The following is a 23,517-nucleotide window of genomic DNA, read 5'->3' as shown; positions in this document are numbered from 1 at the left end:
TGTCAGGAGAGGAAAAGTGAGAATGTGATCGCGATCGCTCCCGAAACACTAATCGTTGATTCTGTGCATCAGCGCCCACTGCATTGGGCATATGCTCAAAATAGCGTGCTAACCCCGTTGGATAATTGAGCATTGAGACAATGTGCTGCCGGGTGGTGACGATTATACTGAATGACGATTTTATAAAGCCAAAATTCAGTCAGGAAAATAAATATAACGCTGACGCTGAGTCGGAATAAATAAGAAAAGCTACTGGCTAAAACTGCGGAATTAAAAAAGGTATACGTAATGAGTAACGACATCTTCCCGAATAAATTTAAAGCGGCCCTTGCGGCGCATCAGATTCAGATTGGCTGCTGGTCTGCGCTGGCCAACCCCATCAGCACCGAAGTGCTGGGCCTGGCCGGATTCGACTGGCTGGTGCTGGACGGCGAACATGCGCCAAACGATATCAACACGTTTATTCCGCAGCTGATGGCGCTGAAAGGCAGCCACAGCGCGCCGGTGGTGCGTGTACCTACCAACGAGCCGGTGATCATCAAGCGTCTGCTGGATATCGGCTTCTACAACTTCCTGATCCCGTTTGTTGAAACGGAAGAAGAAGCGGTGCTGGCCGTAGCTGTCACCCGCTATCCGCCGGAAGGGATCCGCGGCGTGTCTGTCTCGCACCGCGCCAACATGTTTGGCACCGTGCCGGACTATTTCGCCCAGTCCAACAAGAACATCACCATTCTGGTTCAGATCGAGAGCCAGCAGGGGGTCGATAACGTCGACGCCATTGCCGCGACCGAAGGTGTCGACGGTATTTTCGTCGGCCCGAGCGATCTGGCGGCCGCCTTTGGTCATCTGGGCAACGCCAGCCACCCGGACGTGCAGCGGGCAATCCAGCACATTTTTGCCCGTGCCAAAGCGCACGGTAAACCGTGCGGCATTCTGGCGCCGGTGGAAGCTGATGCCCGCCGCTACCTGGAGTGGGGCGCAACGTTTGTCGCCGTCGGCAGCGACCTCGGCGTATTCCGCGCCGCCACGCAGAAATTAGCAGACGCTTTTAAAAAATAACCATCATTGAGGAAACAGATTATGACGCTGAAAGTGGGTTTTATTGGCCTGGGTATCATGGGCAAACCAATGAGCAAAAACCTCATCAAAGCAGGTTACTCACTGGTGGTTTTAGATCGTAATTCAGACGCGGTGGCAGAAGTGATTGCGGCTGGCGCAGAAACGGCGACAACTGCAAAAGCGATCGCCGAGCAGTGCGATGTCATTATCACCATGCTGCCAAACTCCCCGCACGTGAAAGAGGTGGCGCTGGGTGAGAACGGCATTATCGACGGCGCGAAGCCGGGTCTGGTGGTGATCGACATGAGTTCTATCGCGCCGCTGGCGAGCCGCGAAATCAGTGAGGCGCTGAAAGCGAGAGGCGTGGAGATGCTGGATGCGCCGGTCAGCGGCGGCGAACCGAAAGCCATCGACGGTACTCTGTCGGTGATGGTGGGGGGCGATAAAGCCGTGTTCGACAAATACTACGACCTGATGAAAGCCATGGCTGGCTCCGTGGTGCATACCGGTGAAATTGGCGCAGGCAACGTCACCAAGCTGGCAAACCAGGTGATTGTGGCGTTGAACATCGCGGCCATGTCCGAAGCACTGACGCTGGCCACCAAAGCGGGCGTTAATCCGGATCTGGTCTATCAGGCCATTCGCGGTGGTCTTGCGGGCAGCACCGTGCTGGATGCCAAGGCACCGATGGTGATGGATCGTAACTTCAAGCCGGGCTTCCGCATCGATCTGCACATTAAAGATCTGGCGAATGCGCTGGATACCTCCCACGGCGTGGGCGCGCAGTTGCCGCTGACTGCCGCCGTCATGGAGATGATGCAGGCGCTGCGTGCGGACGGTCTGGGCACCGCCGATCACAGCGCGTTAGCGTGCTATTACGAAAAGCTGGCGAAGGTTGAAATTGCTCGCTAATGACGTCCCGCCCGGTGGCGTTACGCTTACCGGGCCTACGGCTCAGGCATACAACTATGAAAATCGTAATCGCGCCAGACTCTTATAAAGAAAGCCTGTCTGCCACTGAGGTGGCGCAGGCGATAGAAAAAGGATTTCGGGAAATTTTCCCCGACGCTCATTACGTGTCTGTTCCCGTTGCTGACGGCGGAGAAGGTACGGTTGAAGCGATGATCGCCGCGACGCAGGGCACCTGGCAGCAGGCTGTCGTCACCGGCCCGTTAGGGGAAAAGGTGAAGGCCAGCTGGGGGATCTCGGGCGACGGTACCACCGCGTTTATCGAGATGGCCGCCGCCAGCGGCCTGGTACTTGTTCCTCCCGCGCAGCGTAACCCGCTGGTCACGACGTCGCGCGGGACGGGGGAGCTGATCCTCCGCGCGCTGGATAAAGGCGCGCGCAACATCATTATCGGTATCGGCGGGAGCGCAACCAACGATGGGGGCGCGGGTATGATGCAGGCGCTGGGCGCGAGGTTTACGGATGCGAACGGGACGGAGATCGGCTACGGCGGCGGCAGCCTGATGGCGCTGAACCGTATTGATATTTCGGATCTTGATCCGCGTCTTCAGGGGTGCGCAATCCGCGTCGCCTGTGACGTGACGAATCCGCTGGTCGGTGAAAGCGGCGCGTCGCGTATCTTTGGCCCGCAAAAAGGCGCCACGGAGGAGATGATCCTCGAACTCGACGCCAGTCTTAGCCACTACGCCAACGTGATCAAAAAATCCCTGCGCATTGACGTCAACCCGGTTCCGGGGGCAGGAGCGGCGGGCGGCATGGGCGCGGCGCTGATGGCCTTCCTGGGCGCTGAGCTGAAAAGCGGCATTGAGATTGTCACTCAGGCGCTCAATCTTGAAGAACATATTCACGACTGCACGTGGGTGCTGACGGGAGAAGGGCGCATCGACAGCCAGAGCATTAATGGCAAAGTGCCCGTCGGCGTGGCGAGCGTCGCCAAAAAATACCATAAGCCGGTGATAGGGATTGCCGGAAGTCTGACGCAGGATGTGGGTGTGGTGCATCAGTACGGCATCGACGCGGTGTTCAGCGTATTGACCCGCATCGGTTCACTGGAAGAGGCGTTCCAGGGAGCGTACGACAACATTTACCGCGCCTCGCGTAATATCGCGGCCACATTGCAGGTAGGCATGCGTAGCCAGGGGTGACAGCGGCGCGCAAACCCTCTATACTGCGCGCCGAAGCTGACCAGACAGTCGCCGCTTCGTCGTCGTCCCTTTCGGGGGAGACGGGCGGAGGGGAGGAAAGTCCGGGCTCCACAGGGCAGGGTGCCAGGTAACGCCTGGGGGGGAAACCCACGACCAGTGCAACAGAGAGCAAACCGCCGATGGCCCGCGTAAGCGGGATCAGGTAAGGGTGAAAGGGTGCGGTAAGAGCGCACCGCGCGGCTGGTAACAGTCCGTGGCACGGTAAACTCCACCCGGAGCAAGGCCAAATAGGGGTTCACATGGTACGGCCCGTACTGAACCCGGGTAGGCTGCTTGAGCCAGTGAGCGATTGCTGGCCTAGATGAATGACTGTCCACGACAGAACCCGGCTTATCGGTCAGCTTCAACTTCTTACGAAACCCCGCTTCGGCGGGGTTTTTGTTTTCTGAAGGTTGCATGCCGGGTCAGCGAAGCGCCAAACGACATCAATTCTCAATTTTGCGACGCCAAGCACATTTCACTGCTTTACCGATTATGCGTTCCTTTCATCTGCTGCGCATGATCGTAATCACAAAATTTAACGCTATAAAATTAGAAAATTTTAGTGTTGAACAGATGTTGTGAATGTTGAATCAGTGATGCTGAATGTTATTCATTTGATAATTTAATATTGAATCTAAAAACATTCTTCTGGTGAATGTGTGATATATCCCACTCTTTAACCGGAAGCTGAGAAAATATTCCTGATAAAGTTGATAAACCACAAAAATGTTTTAAAAGAATAATGATGGTTTATTAACCTTTAATTGCCTGAAAGATAGTCTTTATTAATATTGTTAAGGCAAAAAAATTCATGCTGGTTATTGCCATAAAATAAATTTATTACCGCGGATTTTGTTGATCAATATCAGCGTAATTGCGTATTTTTAGCTATCTAACTGTTTGAATAATAAGATTATAAATCGATTTTGAATGTGGTTGTAAAAAGGGCATCCTGGCAAATTGTGAGTAACAGCACATACCCCCTGAAACAATATTGGGTAGAATCCGCTGCGTCATAGGGAAATAAGCGCAGAATATTATGAATACTATTATTCTACCGAAAACACAGCACCTCGTGGTATTTCAGGAAGTCATCAAAAGTGGCTCCATAGGTTCTGCTGCAAGACAACTGGGGCTGACGCAACCTGCCGTCAGCAAAATCATCAGCGACATCGAATCCTACTTTGGGGTGGAAGTGATGGTGCGTAAAAACACCGGCGTAAAACTCACTGCCGCCGGTCAGGTGCTGCTGTCCTACGCTGAGTCGATCACCCGCGAAATGAAAAACATGGTGAGCGAGATCAACAGCCTCAGTTTCAGTACCGTCATGGACGTCTCCTTCGGCTATCCGTCGCTGATTGGCTTCACCTTCCTGTCCGGGATGATCAAAAAATTCAAGGAAGTGTTCCCGAAGGCGCGCGTCTCAATGTATGAAGCGCAGCTCTCTTCATTCCTGCCCGCCATTCGCGATGGCCGGCTGGATTTCGCCATCGGCACGCTGAGCGACGGGATGTTGCTCCAGGATCTTCACGTTGAGCCACTCTTTGAATCTGAGTTTGTGCTGGTGGCGAGTAAATCACGAACGTGCACCGGCCCGACCAGACTGGCATCGCTCACGCACGAGCAGTGGGTGATGCCGCAAACCGATATGGGCTACTACAATGAACTCCTGACCACCCTGCAAGATAACCACATCAGCATTGAAAACATCGTCCAGACCGATTCCGTCGTCACCATCTATAACCTTGTTCTCAATGCCGATTACCTGACGGTGATCCCCCGTGACATGATTGCGCCATTCGGCTCGGACCAGTTTATTGTCCTGCCGGTGGAAGATGCATTACCTGTGGCGCGTTATGCTGCCGTGTGGTCAAAAAATTACAGTATTAAAAAATCGGCGTCAGTATTAGTTGAACTGGCAAAACAATATTCGTCGATGAATATCGAAAAACGACGATAGAAATAATGATGATTTAAAAGACCCGGAGCGACGCTTTTTAACGCTCTGATACCCTGACTTTGCCTGAAAATAATGAATTATTATAACGAGGATATTATGCACATTACTTACGATCTCCCGGTGACCATTGACGATATTCAGGACGCCAGAAAAAGACTGGCGGGAAAGATCTATAAAACCGGTATGCCGCGTTCAAATTATCTGAGCGAACGGTGTAAGGGTGAGATATTCCTGAAATTTGAAAATATGCAGCGTACCGGTTCGTTTAAAATACGTGGGGCGTTTAATAAATTAAGCTCGCTGACCGATGCGGAAAAACGCAAGGGCGTGGTTGCCTGTTCCGCAGGGAACCACGCGCAGGGGGTGTCGCTCTCCTGCGCCATGCTCGGCATCGACGGCAAAGTGGTAATGCCTATGGGCGCGCCGAAATCCAAGGTGGCCGCCACGCGCGACTACTCCGCCGAAGTTGTGCTGCATGGCGAGAACTTTAACGACACTATCGCCAAAGTGAGCGAAATCGTCGAGATGGAAGGGCGCATATTTATCCCGCCTTACGACGATCCGAAAGTGATCGCCGGTCAGGGCACCATCGGCCTGGAAATCCTCGAAGATTTATACGACGTGGATAACGTGATTGTCCCCATCGGCGGCGGTGGTTTAATTGCCGGTATTGCGACAGCAATTAAATCCATCAACCCAACTATCAATATTATCGGCGTGCAGTCTGAAAACGTGCACGGAATGGCGGCGTCGTATCAGACCGGTGAAATAACGAACCACCGCATTACCGGCACATTAGCGGACGGCTGCGACGTGTCTCGCCCGGGTAATTTAACCTTCGAAATCGTTCGTGAACTGGTTGACGACATTGTGCTGGTCAGCGAAGACGAGATTCGCAACAGCATGATCGCGCTTATTCAGCGAAATAAAGTGGTTACGGAAGGTGCTGGCGCGCTGGCGTGCGCGGCGTTATTAAGCGGCAAGCTGGACCACTATATTCAGGGCCGTAAAACCGTCTGCATTATTTCCGGTGGCAATATTGATCTCTCCCGTGTTTCCCAAATTACCGGCTTCGTTGACGCATAAAGGTGACCTATGAGCAACACAGAAAGCATTATCGTTGGCCAGACAAAAACGTCCTCCTGGCGTAAATCGGATACCACCTGGACGCTCGGCCTGTTTGGTACCGCCATTGGCGCTGGCGTGCTGTTCTTCCCCATCCGCGCAGGCTTTGGGGGGTTGATCCCTATTCTGCTGATGCTGGTACTCGCGTTCCCGATTGCCTTTTACTGCCACCGCGCGCTGGCGCGTCTGTGTTTGTCCGGCAGTAACGTCTCCGGCAACATCACCGAAACGGTGGAGGAGCATTTTGGTAAGACCGGCGGGGTGGTGATCACCTTCCTCTACTTCTTTGCCATTTGCCCGCTGCTGTGGATTTACGGCGTCACCATTACCAACACCTTTATGACCTTCTGGGAAAACCAGCTCCAGATGCCTGCCCTGAACCGCGGCGTGGTGGCGCTGTTCCTGCTGCTGCTGATGGCCTTTGTTATCTGGTTCGGTAAAGACCTGATGGTGAAGGTGATGAGCTACCTGGTGTTCCCGTTCATCGCCAGCCTGGTGCTGATTTCTCTCTCGCTGATCCCGTACTGGAACTCAGCGGTGATCGACCAGGTTAACCTGAGCGATATCGCCTTCACCGGTCATGACGGCATTCTTGTCACGGTGTGGCTGGGGATTTCCATTATGGTCTTCTCCTTCAACTTCTCGCCTATCGTCTCCTCGTTTGTGGTCTCCAAGCGCGAAGAGTACGAGCCGGAGTTTGGTAAAGAATTCACCGAGCAGAAATGTTCCAAAATCATCGGTCGCGCCAGCCTGCTGATGGTGGCGGTGGTGATGTTCTTCGCCTTTAGCTGCCTGTTTACGCTCTCTCCGCAGAACATGGCGGACGCCAAAGCGCAGAACATTCCGGTGCTCTCTTACCTGGCGAACCACTTTGCGTCGATGTCAGGCAGTAAATCCACGTTCGCCACGGTGCTGGAGTACGGCGCGTCCATCATCGCGCTGGTCGCTATCTTTAAATCCTTCTTCGGTCACTACCTGGGCACGCTGGAGGGGCTGAACGGCCTGATCGTTAAGTTCGGCTACAAGGGCGACAAGAAGAACGTCTCCGTGGGCAAGCTGAACACCATCAGCATGGTCTTCATCATGGGCTCCACCTGGATTGTGGCCTATGCCAACCCGAACATTCTCGACCTTATTGAAGCCATGGGCGCGCCAATTATCGCCTCTCTGCTGTGCCTGCTGCCGATGTACGCCATCCGCAAAGCACCGGCGCTGGCGAAATACAAAGGCCGGACCGAGAACATCTTCGTAACCGTGGTCGGCCTGCTGACCATTCTGAACATCGTGTACAAATTGTTTTAAACCAAAGCTCAGGAAGAGCGGAGCCATACCATGATTGAGTTTCCGGTAGTACTGGTCATTAACTGCGGATCGTCCTCTGTTAAGTTTTCGGTGCTGGACGCCGCAGGCTGCGATGCCCTGCTGACGGGCATTGCGGACGGCATCAACACAGAAAAAGCCTTTATTTCCGTGAATGGGGGTGAGCCAGTCAGACTGGCTCATCAGGACTACGAAGGGGCGCTGGCCACCATCGCCCTGGAGCTGGAGAAGCGCGACCTGATGGGCAGCGTGGCTTTGATTGGCCATCGCATTGCCCACGGCGGCGATCTCTTCAGCGAGTCGACCCTGATCACGGAAGAGGTGATGGAGCAGATCCGCCAGGTCTCCCCGCTGGCGCCGCTGCATAACTACGCTAACCTGAGCGGCGTGGAAGCCGCAGAGCGACTCTTCCCCGGGGTGCAGCAGGTGGCGGTATTTGATACCAGCTTCCACCAGACCATGGCGCCGCAGGCGTATCTGTACGGCTTGCCGTACCGCTATTTTGAAGAGCTGGGCGTGCGCCGCTACGGCTTCCACGGCACCTCTCACCGCTACGTGGCGGCGCAGGCGCACGCGCTTCTCGGGCTCTCCGCCGAAGACAGCGGCCTGGTGATTGCCCATCTCGGCAACGGGGCGTCCATTTGCGCGGTGCGTAACGGCAGAAGCGTGGACACGTCCATGGGGATGACGCCGCTTGAAGGACTGGTGATGGGCACGCGCTGTGGCGACGTAGATTTTGGCGCGATGGCGTGGATTGCCCGGCAGACCGGCCAGACGTTCGAGGATCTGGAGCGCGTGGTCAACAAAGAGTCCGGGCTGCTGGGGATCTCCGGCATCTCCTCCGATTTGCGCGTGCTGGAGAAAGCCTGGCATGACGGCAACGAGCGGGCGCGGCTGGCGATAAAGACCTTTGTCCACCGCATAGCGCGGCATATCGCCGGTCATGCCGCATCCCTGCACCGTCTGGATGGCGTGGTGTTTACCGGCGGGATCGGTGAGAACTCTGTTCTCATACGCGCGCTGGTGGTGGAGCACCTGAAGGTGTTTGGCATCATCCTCGACGAGTCCAAAAATGCCCTGCCGGGCAGCGCGGGTGAGCGCGTGATCTCCACCGAGTCGTCCCGCGCGGCCTGCGCGGTGATCCCTACCAATGAAGAAAAAATGATCGCGCTGGATGCCCTCCGTCTTGGGAAGGTCACCCCGGCTGCGGCTTACGCCTGATAAAGCGAGAATCTGATGAAAGTAACAATCGATACGGGCGTCGCGCCTTACAGCGATGCATGGGCCGGGTTTCGCGGTGAAGAATGGAAAAACGCCATTAACGTGCGCGATTTTATTCAGCATAACTACACCCCTTATGAAGGCGATGAAGCTTTCCTCGCGCAGGCGACGCCAGCAACGACGGCGCTGTGGCAGAAGGTGATGGTCGGCATTCGCCAGGAGAATGCCACCCACGCTCCGGTGGATTTTGACACCAACATCGCCACCACCATAACCGCGCACGGGCCGGGCTATATTGACCAGGAGCTGGAGACGATCGTCGGCCTGCAAACCGACAAGCCGCTCAAGCGGGCCCTGCATCCGTACGGCGGGATCAACATGATCCGCAGCTCGTTCGAAGCCTACGGCCGCGAGATGGATCCGCAGTTTGAATATCTCTTCACCGACCTGCGCAAAACCCACAACCAGGGCGTGTTTGACGTTTACTCCCCGGAGATGATGCGCTGCCGAAAATCCGGCGTGCTCACCGGTTTGCCGGACGGCTACGGGCGCGGACGCATCATCGGCGACTACCGCCGCGTGGCGCTATACGGCATCAGCTATCTGGTGCGCGAGCGTGAACTTCAGTTCGCCGATCTCCAGGGGAAACTGGAGCGCGGAGACGATCTGGAGGCCACGATCCGCCTGCGCGAGGAGCTGGCGGAGCACAAACGTGCGTTGCTCCAGATCCAGCAGATGGCGGCGAACTATGGCTTTGATATTTCACGTCCGGCGATGAATGCGCAGGAAGCGGTGCAGTGGGTCTACTTTGCCTACCTTGCCGCAGTGAAATCCCAAAACGGCGGGGCGATGTCGCTGGGGCGCACGGCCTCGTTCCTCGATATCTACATTGAACGCGACATGCAGGCAGGAAGGCTGAACGAGGTGCAGGCCCAGGAGCTGATCGACCACTTCATCATGAAGATCCGCATGGTGCGCTTCCTGCGCACGCCGGAGTTCGACACGCTCTTCTCCGGCGATCCGATCTGGGCCACGGAAGTGATCGGCGGCATGGGGCTGGATGGCCGTACGCTGGTGACCAAAAACAGCTTCCGCTATCTGCATACCCTGCACACCATGGGGCCTGCGCCGGAGCCAAACCTGACGATCCTCTGGTCCGAACAGCTGCCGATCGCTTTCAAGAAATACGCCGCGCAGGTCTCGATCGTCACCTCCTCGCTGCAATACGAGAACGATGATCTGATGCGTGCCGACTTTAACAGCGACGACTACGCCATTGCCTGCTGCGTCAGTCCGATGGTGATCGGCAAGCAGATGCAGTTCTTCGGCGCACGCGCCAACCTGGCGAAAACGCTGCTGTACGCGATTAACGGCGGGGTGGATGAGAAGCTGAAGATCCAGGTGGGGCCGAAAACCGAGCCGCTGCTGGATGATGTACTGGATTACGACACCGTAATGGCGAGCCTCGATCACTTCATGGACTGGCTGGCAGTGCAGTACATCAGTGCGCTGAATCTCATTCACTACATGCATGATAAATACAGCTACGAAGCCTCGCTGATGGCGCTGCACGACCGGGACGTTTACCGCACCATGGCCTGTGGCATTGCCGGACTGTCGGTGGCGGCGGATTCCCTGTCAGCCATCAAATACGCCACGGTAAAACCGGTGCGCGACCACACCGGTCTGGCGGTCGATTTCGTCATCGAAGGCGACTATCCGCAATACGGCAACAACGACGATCGGGTGGACAGTATCGCCTGCGATCTGGTTGAGCGCTTTATGAAGAAAATCCAGGCGCTGCCGACGTACCGCAACGCCGTGCCGACGCAGTCGATCCTGACCATCACCTCCAATGTGGTTTACGGGCAGAAGACCGGCAACACGCCGGACGGACGTCGCGGCGGTACACCGTTTGCGCCTGGCGCCAACCCGATGCACGGGCGCGACAGAAAAGGGGCGGTGGCGTCGTTGACCTCGGTCGCCAAGCTGCCGTTCACCTATGCCAAAGACGGGATCTCCTACACCTTCTCCATCGTGCCGCAGGCACTGGGCAAGGACGAGCTGGTGCGCAAAACCAACCTTGTCGGGCTGCTGGACGGGTACTTCCACCACGAAGCGACCATTGAGGGCGGGCAGCACCTGAACGTCAACGTGATGAACCGGGAGATGCTGCTGGATGCCATCGCCCATCCGGAGAACTATCCGAACCTGACGATCCGCGTTTCAGGCTATGCGGTGCGGTTTAACGCTCTGACGCGCGAGCAGCAGCAGGACGTGATTTCGAGGACGTTTACGCAGGCGATCTAACACAGGCTCCATCTTCAGCCTCCTCAGATGAGGAGGCTTTTAATTTTGTGAACACCGTCAATTTTAGAAAACTCGCTCTCTTTTCTGCTATCCCGAAGTAATATTTTCCTCTCGCCTAAGGAAATCCCTATAAAAGTTGTGACTTTTTTCTCCCGCGCTCCGGATATGATCTCCCCATACCAATAACTCACACCTGCACCCTCTGACTCGCAATCGCTGGCGATCGGAACCTTATAAAAACAAATCGTTACCCTACAAAATAAGCGAGTGCCCAATGAATATGGCAACAAACAGCAGTGTGATTGTGAGTGATTCCCCTGCGGCAAGGCGGGCGGGAATGAGCGAAAGCGAATGGCGAGAGGCGATTAAATTCGACAGCACCGATACGGGCTGGGTCATCATGAGTATTGGGATGGCTATCGGCGCGGGCATTGTTTTTCTTCCGGTGCAGGTTGGATTAATGGGGCTATGGGTATTTTTACTCTCGTCGATAATTGGTTATCCGGCCATGTACCTGTTCCAGCGCCTGTTTATTAATACGCTGGCGGAATCACCGGAATGTAAAGACTATCCGAGCGTTATTAGCGGATATTTAGGCAAAAACTGGGGCATCTTATTGGGTGCACTTTATTTCGTGATGCTGGTGATCTGGATGTTTGTCTATTCGACGGCCATTACCAACGACAGCGCATCCTATTTACACACCTTCGGCGTAACCGACGGTTTGCTCTCGGAAAATCCGTTCTACGGCTTATTCCTGATCTGCATTCTGGTCGCCATTTCGTCGCGCGGTGAAAAGCTGCTGTTTAAAGTCTCCAGCCTGATGGTGCTGACCAAATTATTTGTGGTGGCGGCGCTGGGGCTTTCGATGATTGGCCTCTGGCATTTAGCCAACGTCGGCATGCTGCCGCCAATGGGGCTGCTGATTAAAAACGCCATTATTACGCTGCCTTTCACCTTAACCTCCATTCTGTTTATTCAGACATTAAGCCCGATGGTGATTTCCTATCGTTCAAGGGAAAAATCCGTTGAGGTGGCGCCGTCATAAAGCGCTGCGGGCAATGAATATCGCCTTTGGCGTGCTGTTTGTGACGGTCTTTTTCTACGCTGTCTCCTTCACCCTGGCGATGGGGCACGACGAGGCGGTAAAAGCCTACGAGCAGAATATTTCCGCCCTGGCAATCGCAGCACAGTTTATCAGCGGTGACGGCGCGGGCTGGGTCAAAATCGTCAGCGTAATCCTCAATATTTTCGCTGTGATGACCGCGTTCTTTGGCGTCTATCTCGGCTTTCGTGAGGCGACGCAGGGCATTGTGATGAACATCCTGCGCCGCAAAATGCCGGCGGAGAAAATCAATGAAAATGCCGTCCAGCGCGGGATTATGCTGTTTGCCATCCTGCTGGCCTGGAGCGCGATTGTGTTAAACGCGCCGGTGCTGAGCTTCACTTCCATCTGTAGCCCTATTTTCGGGATGGTGGGCTGCTTAATTCCGGCGTGGCTGGTCTACAAAGTGCCCGCACTTCATAAATATAAAGGCGTATCGCTGGTGATTATTGTAATTACCGGGCTGCTGCTTTGTGTTTCTCCTTTCCTCGCCTTCTCATGAGGTTAAATAAGGTCGTAACGATGTCTGAGCAAATTAATCCTTTATGGAACCATTTTATTCGCGCGGTGCAGGAAGAGGTAAAGCCTGCGCTGGGCTGTACCGAACCCGTCTCGCTGGCGCTGGCGTGCGCGATGGCTGCCGGACAGCTTGACGGTGAGGTGACGCGTATCGAGGCGTGGGTATCGCCGAACCTGATGAAAAACGGGCTTGGTGTAACGGTGCCCGGTACCGGTATGGTCGGTTTACCCATCGCGGCCGCGCTGGGCGCGATTGGCGGTAACGCGCATGCCGGACTGGAGGTGTTGAAAGACGCGTCGTCCGAGGCGCTAACGCGCGCCAAAGCACTGCTGAACGCGGGTCTGGTGCAGGTAAAATTGCAGGAGCCGTGCGATGAGATCCTCTATTCACGTGCCTGCGTTTACGTCGGTGAATCCTCGGCGATGGTGACCATCGCCGGCGGGCACACCCGTGTGGTGGAGATGGTGTGTCAGGGCGAAACGCGCTTCAGGCTTGACGATAATCAGAGCCAGAACAGCGACGATCCGCTGGAGGTGCTCTCGACCACCACGCTGTCGCAGATCCTTGAGTTTGTGGAACAGGTGCCGTTCGACGCGATCCGCTTTATCCTCGATGCGGGACGGCTGAACGATGCGCTCTCCCGGGAAGGTTTACGTGGCAACTGGGGGCTGCATATTGGTGCGACGCTCAATAAACAGCGCACACGCGGATGGATGGCGCAGGATCTGGGTTCAGACATTGTTATCCGCACCAGCGCAGCTTCGGATGCCCGCATGGGGGGCGCGACGCTGCCGGCGATGAGCAACTCGGGTTCCGGGAATCAGGGCATCACCGCCACCATGCCGGTGGTGGTGGTGGCTGAGCACGTTCAGGCCGATGACGAACGGCTGGCGCGGGCGCTGATGCTCTCGTACCTGTCGGCGATCTATATCCATTACCAGCTTCCGCGCTTGTCCGCGCTGTGTGCGGCGACAACGGCCGGAATGGGGGCCGCCGCAGGGATGGCGTGGCTGATGGGCGGTTCTTACCAGACAATTTCCATGGCGATCGGCAGTATGATCGGCGACGTCAGCGGGATGATCTGTGACGGGGCGTCTAACAGTTGCGCAATGAAGGTCTCGACCAGCGTCACCAGCGCCTGGAAAGCCGTGATGATGGCGCTGGATGATACTGCCGTGACGGGCAACGAGGGGATTGTGGCCCACGACGTGGAGCAGTCGATCGCGAACCTGTGCGCGCTGGCGTGCCGCTCGATGCAGGCAACGGACCGGCAGATTATTGAGATTATGGCGAGTAAGGTGTAAAAATTTCCCCTCACCCCAATCCCTCTCCCCATTGGGGCGAGGGGCTCGATCGTTCCCTCTCCCCTTTGGGGAGAGGGCTAGGGTGAGGGGGGGGGTTAAACCGGTAAATCAATCAGCAGCGCGCGCAGCGGCGTATCCGCCACCAGGGTGATATTCGCTTCATCACGAATAAACGCGCCGTCGCCGCAGGTGAGCGCCTCTTTCTCTTCCGCGTGCGTCACCGCATGCACCGTTCCGTGAATGGACTGCAGATAGGCGCGCGGGCCATGAAGCTGGAAGCTTGCCTGTTCACCTTTTTTCAGTTCGATATGGTGCAGCCACACCTGCTGGCGTAACTGCAGGCTGCCTTTGCTGCCGTCTGGCGAGGCAATCAGCTGCTGTTTATCGCCCTTCAGATCGATTTTTTGCACCAGCGGATTTTCCCGCTCCGGACAGGCATCCAGCCACAGCTGCATGCGGGTCAGCGTTTTGTCTTTGCTGAGGTTATGCTCGCTATAGCTAATACCCGGCTGCGTGGAAATTAACAGCGCCTCGCCAGCCTTCGCCTGGACATGATTGCCCTCGCTATCGCGGTATTCTGCCTCGCCTTCCAGGATCAGGTTCAGGATATCGACTTTCGGGTACGTGCGCGGCTGGAAGGACGCGCCCGGGGCGAGCACTTCCTGGTTCAATACGCGCAGTGAAGCGTAACCGAGAAGTTTAGGGTCAAAGTAGTGTCCAAAGGAAAAGGTGTAGCGGGCCTGCAACCAACCGAAATCGGCTTGTCCGCACTGTTTCGCTGTTCTTGTCGTAATCATAAACTTGACCTCTCTTTACACTAAATCAATGGTAAAGGTATGGACGCTGCATTGTTAGCCAGATATTCTGCCCGGTATGTTCAAATTTCCTGAATGAGAACGAGATGGCTAAAGAGAGAGCATTGACGCTTGAGGCGCTTCGCGTCATGGACGCGATTGACAGGCGCGGCAGTTTTGCCGCGGCGGCAGATGAACTGGGGCGCGTTCCGTCTGCGCTGAGCTATACCATGCAAAAGCTGGAGGAGGAGCTGGATGTTGTGCTCTTCGATCGCTCCGGTCATCGAACAAAATTCACCAACGTTGGGCGGATGCTGCTGGAGCGCGGCCGCGTATTGCTGGAAGCGGCGGATAAACTGACGACCGATGCCGAAGCGCTGGCCCGCGGCTGGGAAACCCATCTGACGTTAGTGACCGAAGCGCTGGTGCCCACCGAGGCGCTGTTCCCGCTGGTGGACAGACTGGCCGCGAAAGCCAATACCCAGCTGTCGATCATCACCGAGGTACTGGCCGGGGCGTGGGAGCGTCTTGAGACGGGCAGGGCGGATATCGTCATTGCGCCGGATATGCATTTCCGCTCATCGTCAGAAATTAACTCGCGCAAACTGTACAGCGTGATGAACGTCTACGTCGCTGCGCCGGGTCACCCGATCCATCATGAGCCGGAACCGCTCTCTGAGGTCACGCGCGTGAAATACCGCGGCGTGGCGGTGGCGGATACCGCGCGCGAGCGCCCGGTGCTAACGGTGCAGTTGCTGGATAAACAGCCGCGTCTGACGGTGACGTCGCTGGAAGATAAGCGTCAGGCGCTGCTGGCGGGGCTGGGCGTGGCGACCATGCCGTATCCGTTCGTCGAAAAGGACATTGCAGAGGGACGGCTGCGCGTTGTCAGCCCGGAATACACCAGCGAAGTGGATATTATTATGGCGTGGCGTCGTGACAGCATGGGCGAAGCCAAATCATGGTGTTTACGCGAAATTCCGAAGCTTTTCACGCAATATAATAAATAAAATCGTAATTTGTAGGCCCGGTAAGCGAAGCGCCACCGGGCTTTTTTTTATGCGCAGATCTTCGGATCCGGACCAAAGCGGTTTTCTCCCGGCGTTCCGCTCTGACAGTTGAAAATCAAAATCACGATCCAGCCGATAAGCGGGATCAACAGCAACAGCAGCCACCACGCCGAACGATCGGTGTCGTGAAGACGACGAAACAGTACGGCCCATGAAGGCAGCAGAACCAACACACCATAAATGGTGGTGAGAATGCCTTCGCCCCCCTCGCGTTCCCAGCCGAGGATTTTGTCCACAATACCCAGCACCATAATCAGGACGAAGTTCACCAGAACGAACATCCAGTACTCTTTACGGCGGGCACGGCCACCAAATCCAACGTAGTTGCGCAGTACTTTTAAATACCAGTCCATTTTTCCTTGCCTCTTAGTCAGTCAATCACTTGTTTTCTAAGCGATCGAGGTAAGGATAGATGTATGCCGTGAATTAAAAAAGGGAATCAATTGATTCCCTAAATAATTATCCGAAACGCACGTCGCGCCCGTGTGGTTCATCCAGAACCTGCCACGGACCAATGGAGATAATGCCCGTTGGGTTGATGGTCTTATGACTACGGAAATAGTGGGTGCGAATATGGTCAAAATTGACCGTCTCCGCAATACCCGGCATCTGATAGATGTCGCGCAGGAAACCGTGCAGGTTCAGATAATCGCTGATGCGATGCTTGTCGCACTTGAAGTGGGTGACATACACCGGATCGAAGCGGATCAGCGTCGTCCACAGGCGGATGTCTGCTTCGGTGAGGCGATCGCCCGCTAAATAACGATGCTGGCCGAGGATCTGCTCCAGACGTTCCAGGGATCCAAACACGTTGCCGACCGCTTCGTCGTACGCTTCCTGACTGGTGGCAAAACCGGCTTTATAGACGCCGTTGTTGACGTTGTCGTAGATCCAGCCGTTCAGCTCGTCAATTTTCTCGCGCAGCTCAACCGGATAGTAATCCCCGGCGCGGGCGCCGTGCGCGTCAAACGCGGTATTGAACATGCGAATGATTTCAGCGGATTCATTGCTGACGATCGTCTGGTTTTTCTTGTCCCACAGCACAGGCACCGTTACGCGTCCGGTGTAGTGCGGATCGGCGCGCAGATAGAGCTGATACAGGAAATCGTGATGATAAAGCTCATCACCCGTCGCGGCCGGGAAGTCACTGTCGAACGTCCAGCCGTTTTCCAGCATCAGCGGGTTGACCACCGAAACCGGAATTAGCGATTCGAGACCTTTAAGTTTGCGCACAATCAGCGTGCGGTGCGCCCACGGACAGGCGAGAGAAACATACAGATGATAACGATCTTTCTCCGCCGCAAAGCCCCCTTCGCCACTCGGGCCGGGCGCGCCGTCGGCGGTCAGCCAGTTACGGAAGGCCGAAACAGAGCGCTTAAAGCGTCCACCGGTGGATTTGGTGTCATACCAGACATCCTGCCAGACGCCGTCTACGAGTTGTCCCATTTTTTACTCCTCCGTCAGATAGCAAAAGCGAGGAGATGTCTCCTCGCTTTGAATTTAATCAGTATAGCGTGCTTACCACTTCTTATTCAGAAGACGGTCGATGCTGTAGGCGCCCGGACCCGTGATAGCCAGCAGCAGGAAGCCACCTGCGATGGTCAGGTTTTTCATGAACATCAGGGAGTTCACGCCTTCCGCAAAGTTGCTGTGGAAGATGAACGCGGTCAGCAGGGTAAAGCCTGCGGTGAACAGCGCCGTGGTGCGGGTCAGGAAACCGAACAGCACTGCCAGGCCGCCGCCGAACTCAAGCAGGATGGTCAGTGGCAGCAGGAAACCCGGTACGCCCATCGCTTCCATATACTGCTGAGTGCCCGCATAGCCGGTAATTTTGCCCCAGCCTGCGGTGATGAACAGCACAGGCATCAGAATACGCGCTACCAATACACCAACATCATCTAATTTTTTCATTTTACTCTCCAGGAAACCACATCAGCGGCTAAACGTTATTTGCGTGCAAATTCGGGTAGATACCGCGTCTTTGCTGTCGATGGAGAGGAGTGTAAACGGGGCGGATGGCAATTGTTAGCAAGGAAAACTGTCAATCTTTTTCAAAGATATTGAGTAAGGGAGCATAGAGAGATTTTGCCGGGTGACGGCTACGCCTTACCCGGCCTACTTTTTTACCGTAGGCCGGGTAAGCGCAGTGCCACCCGGCGAGAAGGCTAGCGCAGCTGCTGCTGACGAATCGTTGCTTTCACCAGACGCCATGCGCTCCAGACACCAAAGCCACGGCGTGCCCAGCGAATCAGCATGTTTGGATGACGAATCGTCCAGATCGCCATCACGCTGCTACCCACCAGCGCCCACGAACGCAGGCTCAGAAGAGTATTCCAGCCGCGATCGTAACGCTGGGTCAGCTCCAGCCAGTCGCGACGGCTGGCGGACAGGTCCAGCCGCTGCTGCTGGATCTGGCTCAGCAGATACGCTTTCCGCTTTTGACGTTCGGCTTTGTCGCTCACGACTTATCATCCTCCAGCAGGGCGCGGTCGTTGGCCAGCTCCTGGCGAGTATGGCGCAGGAAGGTCGACGTGCGCGCTTTATGCAGGGTCCAGATACCGCCTATCAGCGCCGCCACCAGCAGAACCACGGTAGTCGCAATCATCGCGTTCAGCCGATACTGTGGATCGATAGCCCAGATGATTAACACCATCAGGCTCATCAGACCAAACGCGGCAAAGAGCATCGTAAGCCCAAGCATGAGCAGCATCTGGAAGAGATTGGCTTTCTCCTCTTCCAGTTCCACTACCGCAAGCCGGACGCGCGTTTCGGCAATCCCGACCAGCGTCGTAAGAATACGCTGGCCGATGCCGAGGACGTTTTTAGCAGGCCCTTGTGCGTGACGTGGATCTTCCATAATCAACGACGCGTCAGCAGGACACCCAGCACCACACCCACTGCGGCACCAATACCAACGCCTGTCCATGGATTGTCACGTACATATTCGTCTGCGCGCGCAGCCGCTTCGCGGGTCTGTTTCGCCAGTGCATCACCGGTTTCACCCAGACGGTAACGGCTCTCTTTCAGTGCCTGCTCCGCTTTGCTGCGCAGTTTGCTGACTTCTTCTTTCGATTTATCGGCAGAAGAGTTCAGCACCTCTTCCAGGGTGTCCGCCAGGGATTTCAGCTCAGCGCGCAGATGTTCTGAAGTTGTATCTTTTGACATGATTCTCTCCTGTTGAGATTTCCGTTAACTCAATAATCGCGAGCTTCCAGCGCTTTCAGTTCGTCCTGCGCCTCTTGCAACTTCCTCTCGCGCTTGGCAATTTTTTCCGCATCACCTTTCTCTTTCGCTTCTTGCAGGTCTTGACGGCGCTCGGCTATCTCGTCCTTCTGTTCAGCGATTTTTTCCTGATGATCGGCACGCAGCTTGCTGTCCGTACAATTGTCTTTCACTTCGCTCAACGCTTTTTTCAGTCCGTCGATCCGGTGCTGATTGTTATGCTTTTCGGCATAACTGATTTCGCGTTGAATATCCTGTTCTTTCTCCTGACAAAGAGACATAGCGAAGGAAGCTGTGCTTAAAGAAAAAAGGGCCAGAGCCAGGGTGATGCGGTATTTCATTATAGAAACCTTCCATTGTGTTACGGCGTAAGCCGTGTTCCAGAACTATGCGGAGAACATCTGAGGGGTGCTCCGCGTACTTAAGCATAGTAAGTAAACGGGAGTTTCACCAAAGTGGGTGAAAATATTCGGAATATTAGTCGTTAGCCAAATCGATGCGACGTGTCGCGTAACCGTGACATCCAGGAGGCTACGTGGCTGTCATCATCCTGTTGCGCGATGATGTAACCCTGCGGCAACGTGCGGTCCAGCACCGCTTTCGCCGCGGCGCTTTGCGCACTGGAGTCAAATTTTATCAGCAGCACATCGTCTTGCGGCGTGATGCTCTTAAAGCGGATCCCGTTAGCGTCCAGATGATGCCAGATGGAAAAACCATCCGGCACGCTGGTTCCTTGACTCACAGGACGGATAGTCAGCGTCGACTCCTGGTGCTGTAGGGCAGACCATAGCAGGATGAGAGCGCTGAACATCATTAGCGCGACGATGGCGTAAGAGAAGCGGCGCAGCGCGAGCGGGGAGATAACCATCGTTAACCCCTGGCTCCGTATTTCTTTTTCCACAGTACGACCAGTGAACCGACCAGGCCAAACACCAGCAGGACGACGGGCAGCAGCATCAGGCAAGACATCAGCTGGTCTTCATATTTCATAAAGACCGGCGTTTTACCGAGCGCGTAGCCGAGCGTGGTCAGGATCAGAACCCACAGCAGGCCGCTCATCCAGTTAAAGAACTGGAAGCGCGCGCTGCTCAGGCCGGACAAGCCCGCAATGGTCGGCAGCAGGGTGCGTACGAATGCGATAAAGCGGCCAATCAGCAAGGCGGAGAGCCCGTGCTTATGGAAAAGGTGGTGCGCTCGCTGGTGATAATGTGCCGGAAGATGCGAAAGCCAGTTCTGAACGATTCGCGTGTTGCCCAGCCATCGCCCCTGAATATAACTCACCCAGCAACCCAGGCTGGCGGCAATGGTCAACAGCAGAACCGTTTGTGGGAAAGCCATCGCCCCTTTTGCACAGAGCACCCCAACCAGCACCAGCAGGCTGTCGCCCGGTAAAAAGGCAGCAGGCAGCAAACCGTTCTCAAGGAACAGGATCATAAATAACACAAAGTAGAGCATGCCAATCATGGACGGGTTGGCCAGCGTTTCGAAATCCTGAGCCCAGAGGGCGTTCAGTAGTTGGGTCAAAAGTTCCATTCAGTGTTCCTGGAAATCGGTTAACGTCACGCCTGTCATTCGGGAAAACAGCACGGCGACATTGTTATGATTTCATTATGGTCGCTCGCGGACACAATGATGTGTGGCCAACACTGTTCCCTGTTAATTGGCTGGTTAGCAAGCACTAACTTACAAAATAACGAAGTGAATCCAATTGTAACAAAGCCCGACGTTCTGCGTCACAGAATTTGAGGGGAAACACGATTTTGGCGTAAGCCACGGAGGGGAGCGAGAGATTTTACAAAGGCTGACACTATAGAGCTTTTCTTACCCTGTCTGGCCGGAAGGCGCGGCGGTGCGCCTGCCAGCAGTTCAGGAGGTTATTTTGCGACATTGGTCGCGGTATCGAGGTGAACCACCGGATTATCAGCAAAAAGATAGCGGTCAGCGTTAAATTCAAAGTCATCACTCGTTTCATTAAAAAGCATCTGTTTAGTGTTCTCCAGATGCTGCCACATTGCCAGTTTCGCCGCATGCGGATCTTTACGAATCAGGGCCTTAAGAATCTGGTCGTGGTCGTCACACCAGTTGTCTACCGTGCGGGAATCAATGTGATCGTGCAGTTTCTTCCAGTACGGGTTGTGAACGCGCTGAGTCCACATTTTTTCAACGATTGCCGCCAGCGCTGTGTTTTGAGTCGCAAGGGCGACCTGGACGTGGAATTGCAGGTCCCATTCGGAATCGCGGAAACATTTTTCTTTACGCGCATGATCCTGGATTTCCATCAGCTTCATGATGTCCTGCTTGGTGACCTGCGTCGCTGCGAATTCTGCGATATTGCTTTCAATCAGCTGGCGAGCCTGGAGAAGCTCAAACGGACCGTAGCTGGCAAATTCCAGACTTTCGTCCGGCGTGGGGGAGTGTTTCGCCTGGCTGGAAATCACGTGAATACCGGAACCTTTGCGTACCTCAACATACCCTTCAACTTCCAGCATGATGATGGCTTCGCGGACCACCGTACGGCTGACGCTTTTTTCATCCGCAATAAAACGCTCAGCGGGAAGTTTATCACCGACAAGATAGACCCCTTGCTCGATGCGATCTTTCAGCTCGGCGGCAAGTTGTTGATATAAACGACGTGATTCGGTGATTTCCATATGCGCTCCAGGCAGGGTACGGCGAATGATTTGTTATACCACTTTTGCTTGCCACTCTCCAGATTTCGCCATTAAAAAAGCCGCCCGGAGGCGGCTTTTGCGACGTTTTTGCCGGGTGGCGCTACGCTTACCCGGCCTACGGTTTTATCGGGTGTTGTAGGCCGGGTAAGGCGAAGCCGCCACCCGGCACAACAAGCTAACTCTGCGTCGCCGGTCCCCCAAGGGACTCTTTCGCCAGTTCCTCGGCGGATTTACTCTTCAGCACCGTCCAGATAACCACTGCACCCAGCAGGTCGAAGATGGCCAGTACCGCGAACAGCGGGCTGAAACCGATGGTGTCTGCCAGCGCGCCGACCACCAGCGCAAACAGGGTACTTGCGGTCCAGGCGGCCATCCCGGTCAGACCGTTGGCGGTGGCAACTTCGTTACGACCAAACACGTCGGACGAGAGCGTAATCAGCGCGCCAGACAGAGACTGGTGAGCAAAGCCCCCGATACACAGCAGGGCGATAGCCACGTAAGGACTGGTGAACAGGCCAATCATGCCAGGGCCAATCATCAGCAGGGCGCCCATGGTGACCACCATCTTACGGGACACAATCAGGTTCACGCCAAACCAGCGCTGGAACAGCGGTGGCAGGTAGCCGCCGACGATACAGCCCAGGTCTGCAAACAGCATTGGCATCCAGGCGAACATCGCGATCTCTTTCAGGTTAAAGCCGTAGACTTTGAACATGAACAGCGGGATCCAGGCGTTGAACGTACCCCAGGCCGGTTCCGCCAGGAAGCGTGGCAGGGCGATACCCCAGAACTGACGGGTACCCAGGATCTGCCAGACGGACATTTTCTTGCCGTTGTCGGTCTGATGATGAGATTCCTGACCATTGATAATGTAGTCACGTTCTTCGGTAGACAGCTTTTTCTGGTCGCGCGGGTGTTTATAGAAGATCAGCCACGCCATGGCCCAGGCAAAACTCAGCACACCGGAGATGATGAACGCCATTTGCCAGCTGTGCATCACAATCGCCCACACCACCAGTGGCGGAGCAATCATCGCCCCGATGGAGGAACCCACGTTGAAGTAACCGACAGCGATTGAACGTTCTTTTGCCGGGAACCATTCAGAGCTGGCTTTCAGACCCGCAGGGATCATCGCCGCTTCGGCAGCACCTACCGCACCACGCGCCAGCGCCAGCCCGCCCCAGCTGCCAGCCAGCGCCGTCGCCCCGCAGAAGACGGCCCATGCTACAGCGAAGAAGGCATAACCAATTTTTGTACCCAGAATATCAAGAACATAACCTGCAACAGGCTGCATTACGGTGTAAGCGGCAGAATACGCCGCAATGATGTAAGAGTATTGTTGTGTGGAGATATGTAACTCTTCCATCAACGTTGGCGCCGCTGCTGCCACGGTGTTACGTGTCAGGTAGCCCAGCACGGTGCCGAGCGTCACCAGTGCGATCATGTACCAACGTAACCCTTTAATTTTACGCATGTAAAACCTCATCGTTATGTTATTTCCGTGTCGGGACACGGCAACAACTCAACCGTTGCCGGGAGCTGTTCTGTAACGGGAGGGGCGTAACCGGGAACCTGTCCCGGAACGGCCCGAACCTTGCCATAAGTCATCGTGCTAAGTCGGCTTCCGTACCGTTAAATCCGATGTAACAAACACCGGTAATGCATTCCGTCGGCTTATA

22 protein-coding genes, 1 other RNA gene and 1 pseudogene are annotated in these 23,517 nt (G+C 55.3%); 12 read left to right on the top strand and 12 right to left on the bottom strand.

Annotated features, from left to right (window positions below; translation table 11 throughout):
* The first annotated feature begins 288 nt into the window (after positions 1-288).
* The 11 genes and pseudogenes from garL (at position 289) to L3069_RS19640 (ending at position 14,080) form a co-directional block, all read left to right on the top strand.
* Positions 289-1,059 carry a 2-dehydro-3-deoxyglucarate aldolase gene (gene garL / locus L3069_RS19690; protein ID WP_038416776.1) on the top strand — a complete coding sequence of 257 codons (771 nt, stop codon included), beginning with the start codon at positions 289-291 and terminating at the stop codon, positions 1,057-1,059.
* A gap of 21 nt (positions 1,060-1,080) precedes the next feature.
* Positions 1,081-1,971 carry a 2-hydroxy-3-oxopropionate reductase gene (gene garR / locus L3069_RS19685; protein WP_038416775.1) on the top strand — a complete coding sequence of 297 codons (891 nt, stop codon included), beginning with the start codon at positions 1,081-1,083 and terminating at the stop codon, positions 1,969-1,971.
* Positions 1,972-2,027: 56 nt separating this feature from the next.
* Complete coding sequence (gene garK, locus L3069_RS19680) at positions 2,028-3,173, top strand: glycerate 2-kinase (protein WP_022649489.1); 1,146 nt, start codon at positions 2,028-2,030, stop codon at positions 3,171-3,173.
* A 32-nt stretch (positions 3,174-3,205) separates the two neighbouring features.
* Positions 3,206-3,582: RNase P RNA component class A (rnpB, locus tag L3069_RS19675), an RNA gene on the top strand.
* A 672-nt stretch (positions 3,583-4,254) separates the two neighbouring features.
* Positions 4,255-5,175, top strand: coding sequence for a transcriptional regulator TdcA (gene tdcA, locus L3069_RS19670; RefSeq protein ID WP_023298702.1), 921 nt, complete (start codon positions 4,255-4,257; stop codon positions 5,173-5,175).
* Between the two features lie 96 nt (positions 5,176-5,271).
* Positions 5,272-6,261: a bifunctional threonine ammonia-lyase/L-serine ammonia-lyase TdcB gene (tdcB, locus tag L3069_RS19665; RefSeq protein WP_023298701.1), complete on the top strand. Its 990-nt coding sequence runs from the start codon at positions 5,272-5,274 to the stop codon at positions 6,259-6,261.
* A gap of 9 nt (positions 6,262-6,270) precedes the next feature.
* Positions 6,271-7,602 (top strand): threonine/serine transporter TdcC, encoded by a 1,332-nt coding sequence (gene tdcC / locus L3069_RS19660; RefSeq protein WP_022649486.1) that lies wholly within the window; start codon positions 6,271-6,273, stop codon positions 7,600-7,602.
* Between the two features lie 30 nt (positions 7,603-7,632).
* On the top strand, positions 7,633-8,841 hold the full coding sequence (tdcD, locus tag L3069_RS19655; protein WP_023307043.1) for a propionate kinase: 1,209 nt from the start codon (positions 7,633-7,635) through the stop codon (positions 8,839-8,841).
* A 15-nt stretch (positions 8,842-8,856) separates the two neighbouring features.
* Positions 8,857-11,151 (top strand): formate C-acetyltransferase, encoded by a 2,295-nt coding sequence (gene pflB / locus L3069_RS19650; protein WP_023298699.1) that lies wholly within the window; start codon positions 8,857-8,859, stop codon positions 11,149-11,151.
* A gap of 274 nt (positions 11,152-11,425) precedes the next feature.
* Positions 11,426-12,758 (top strand): annotated as a pseudogene (locus L3069_RS19645) (amino acid permease).
* Between the two features lie 20 nt (positions 12,759-12,778).
* Positions 12,779-14,080, top strand: coding sequence for a serine dehydratase subunit alpha family protein (locus L3069_RS19640; RefSeq protein ID WP_126509606.1), 1,302 nt, complete (start codon positions 12,779-12,781; stop codon positions 14,078-14,080).
* 95 nt (positions 14,081-14,175) lie between these two features.
* Here the strand turns inward: L3069_RS19640 and L3069_RS19635 are convergent, their stop codons facing one another.
* Entirely contained in the window at positions 14,176-14,877 is a 702-nt protein-coding gene (locus L3069_RS19635) for a pirin family protein (protein WP_022649481.1), read from the bottom strand.
* Between the two features lie 104 nt (positions 14,878-14,981).
* Here L3069_RS19635 and L3069_RS19630 point away from each other — a divergent pair, with 104 nt between their 5' ends.
* Positions 14,982-15,884 carry a LysR family transcriptional regulator gene (locus tag L3069_RS19630; protein WP_038416772.1) on the top strand — a complete coding sequence of 301 codons (903 nt, stop codon included), beginning with the start codon at positions 14,982-14,984 and terminating at the stop codon, positions 15,882-15,884.
* Between the two features lie 47 nt (positions 15,885-15,931).
* Here the strand turns inward: L3069_RS19630 and L3069_RS19625 are convergent, their stop codons facing one another.
* From L3069_RS19625 to L3069_RS19575, 11 genes are all read right to left on the bottom strand, one after another.
* The gene (locus tag L3069_RS19625) at positions 15,932-16,297 is read right to left on the bottom strand and encodes a DUF805 domain-containing protein (protein ID WP_022649479.1); all 366 of its coding nucleotides are present in this window, start codon (positions 16,295-16,297) and stop codon (positions 15,932-15,934) included.
* 106 nt (positions 16,298-16,403) lie between these two features.
* Entirely contained in the window at positions 16,404-17,390 is a 987-nt protein-coding gene (locus tag L3069_RS19620) for a glutathione S-transferase family protein (protein ID WP_063135867.1), read from the bottom strand.
* 72 nt (positions 17,391-17,462) lie between these two features.
* Positions 17,463-17,855: a DoxX family protein gene (locus L3069_RS19615; RefSeq protein WP_032626373.1), complete on the bottom strand. Its 393-nt coding sequence runs from the start codon at positions 17,853-17,855 to the stop codon at positions 17,463-17,465.
* Positions 17,856-18,109: 254 nt separating this feature from the next.
* Positions 18,110-18,406 carry a YqjK-like family protein gene (locus L3069_RS19610; RefSeq protein ID WP_022649477.1) on the bottom strand — a complete coding sequence of 99 codons (297 nt, stop codon included), beginning with the start codon at positions 18,404-18,406 and terminating at the stop codon, positions 18,110-18,112.
* Positions 18,403-18,801: a phage holin family protein gene (locus L3069_RS19605; protein ID WP_003862647.1), complete on the bottom strand. Its 399-nt coding sequence runs from the start codon at positions 18,799-18,801 to the stop codon at positions 18,403-18,405. The genes L3069_RS19610 and L3069_RS19605 overlap by 4 nt, the downstream gene beginning before the upstream one ends.
* 2 nt (positions 18,802-18,803) lie before the next feature.
* Positions 18,804-19,109 (bottom strand): YqjD family protein, encoded by a 306-nt coding sequence (locus L3069_RS19600; RefSeq protein ID WP_008503141.1) that lies wholly within the window; start codon positions 19,107-19,109, stop codon positions 18,804-18,806.
* Between the two features lie 29 nt (positions 19,110-19,138).
* Positions 19,139-19,507: a DUF1090 domain-containing protein gene (locus L3069_RS19595; protein ID WP_017382428.1), complete on the bottom strand. Its 369-nt coding sequence runs from the start codon at positions 19,505-19,507 to the stop codon at positions 19,139-19,141.
* A 143-nt stretch (positions 19,508-19,650) separates the two neighbouring features.
* Positions 19,651-20,034, bottom strand: a complete 384-nt coding sequence (gene mzrA / locus L3069_RS19590) for an EnvZ/OmpR regulon moderator MzrA (RefSeq protein WP_022649476.1) — start codon at positions 20,032-20,034, stop codon at positions 19,651-19,653.
* Positions 20,035-20,036: 2 nt separating this feature from the next.
* The gene (gene yqjA, locus L3069_RS19585; protein ID WP_022649475.1) at positions 20,037-20,699 is read right to left on the bottom strand and encodes a DedA family general envelope maintenance protein YqjA; all 663 of its coding nucleotides are present in this window, start codon (positions 20,697-20,699) and stop codon (positions 20,037-20,039) included.
* 341 nt (positions 20,700-21,040) lie between these two features.
* Positions 21,041-21,817 (bottom strand): transcriptional regulator ExuR, encoded by a 777-nt coding sequence (gene exuR / locus L3069_RS19580; RefSeq protein ID WP_023298695.1) that lies wholly within the window; start codon positions 21,815-21,817, stop codon positions 21,041-21,043.
* A gap of 196 nt (positions 21,818-22,013) precedes the next feature.
* The gene (locus L3069_RS19575; RefSeq protein ID WP_022649474.1) at positions 22,014-23,312 is read right to left on the bottom strand and encodes an MFS transporter; all 1,299 of its coding nucleotides are present in this window, start codon (positions 23,310-23,312) and stop codon (positions 22,014-22,016) included.
* Positions 23,313-23,517 lie beyond the last annotated feature (205 nt).

It is taken from the genome of Enterobacter cloacae complex sp. ECL411 (assembly GCF_021869665.1).
Taxonomy (GTDB): Bacteria; Pseudomonadota; Gammaproteobacteria; order Enterobacterales; family Enterobacteriaceae; genus Enterobacter; species Enterobacter intestinihominis.
This window is presented reverse-complemented; position numbering and strand designations above follow the sequence as displayed.

Coding starts and splice junctions, on each gene's coding strand:
- garL (WP_038416776.1), top strand. CDS start 289: ATGAGTAACGACATCTTCCCGAATAAATTTAAAGCGGCCCTTGCGGCG.
- garR (WP_038416775.1), top strand. CDS start 1,081: ATGACGCTGAAAGTGGGTTTTATTGGCCTGGGTATCATGGGCAAACCA.
- garK (WP_022649489.1), top strand. CDS start 2,028: ATGAAAATCGTAATCGCGCCAGACTCTTATAAAGAAAGCCTGTCTGCC.
- tdcA (WP_023298702.1), top strand. CDS start 4,255: ATGAATACTATTATTCTACCGAAAACACAGCACCTCGTGGTATTTCAG.
- tdcB (WP_023298701.1), top strand. CDS start 5,272: ATGCACATTACTTACGATCTCCCGGTGACCATTGACGATATTCAGGAC.
- tdcC (WP_022649486.1), top strand. CDS start 6,271: ATGAGCAACACAGAAAGCATTATCGTTGGCCAGACAAAAACGTCCTCC.
- tdcD (WP_023307043.1), top strand. CDS start 7,633: ATGATTGAGTTTCCGGTAGTACTGGTCATTAACTGCGGATCGTCCTCT.
- pflB (WP_023298699.1), top strand. CDS start 8,857: ATGAAAGTAACAATCGATACGGGCGTCGCGCCTTACAGCGATGCATGG.
- L3069_RS19640 (WP_126509606.1), top strand. CDS start 12,779: ATGTCTGAGCAAATTAATCCTTTATGGAACCATTTTATTCGCGCGGTG.
- L3069_RS19635 (WP_022649481.1), bottom strand. CDS start 14,877: ATGATTACGACAAGAACAGCGAAACAGTGCGGACAAGCCGATTTCGGT.
- L3069_RS19630 (WP_038416772.1), top strand. CDS start 14,982: ATGGCTAAAGAGAGAGCATTGACGCTTGAGGCGCTTCGCGTCATGGAC.
- L3069_RS19625 (WP_022649479.1), bottom strand. CDS start 16,297: ATGGACTGGTATTTAAAAGTACTGCGCAACTACGTTGGATTTGGTGGC.
- L3069_RS19620 (WP_063135867.1), bottom strand. CDS start 17,390: ATGGGACAACTCGTAGACGGCGTCTGGCAGGATGTCTGGTATGACACC.
- L3069_RS19615 (WP_032626373.1), bottom strand. CDS start 17,855: ATGAAAAAATTAGATGATGTTGGTGTATTGGTAGCGCGTATTCTGATG.
- L3069_RS19605 (WP_003862647.1), bottom strand. CDS start 18,801: ATGGAAGATCCACGTCACGCACAAGGGCCTGCTAAAAACGTCCTCGGC.
- L3069_RS19600 (WP_008503141.1), bottom strand. CDS start 19,109: ATGTCAAAAGATACAACTTCAGAACATCTGCGCGCTGAGCTGAAATCC.
- L3069_RS19595 (WP_017382428.1), bottom strand. CDS start 19,507: ATGAAATACCGCATCACCCTGGCTCTGGCCCTTTTTTCTTTAAGCACA.
- mzrA (WP_022649476.1), bottom strand. CDS start 20,034: ATGGTTATCTCCCCGCTCGCGCTGCGCCGCTTCTCTTACGCCATCGTC.
- yqjA (WP_022649475.1), bottom strand. CDS start 20,699: ATGGAACTTTTGACCCAACTACTGAACGCCCTCTGGGCTCAGGATTTC.
- exuR (WP_023298695.1), bottom strand. CDS start 21,817: ATGGAAATCACCGAATCACGTCGTTTATATCAACAACTTGCCGCCGAG.
- L3069_RS19575 (WP_022649474.1), bottom strand. CDS start 23,312: ATGCGTAAAATTAAAGGGTTACGTTGGTACATGATCGCACTGGTGACG.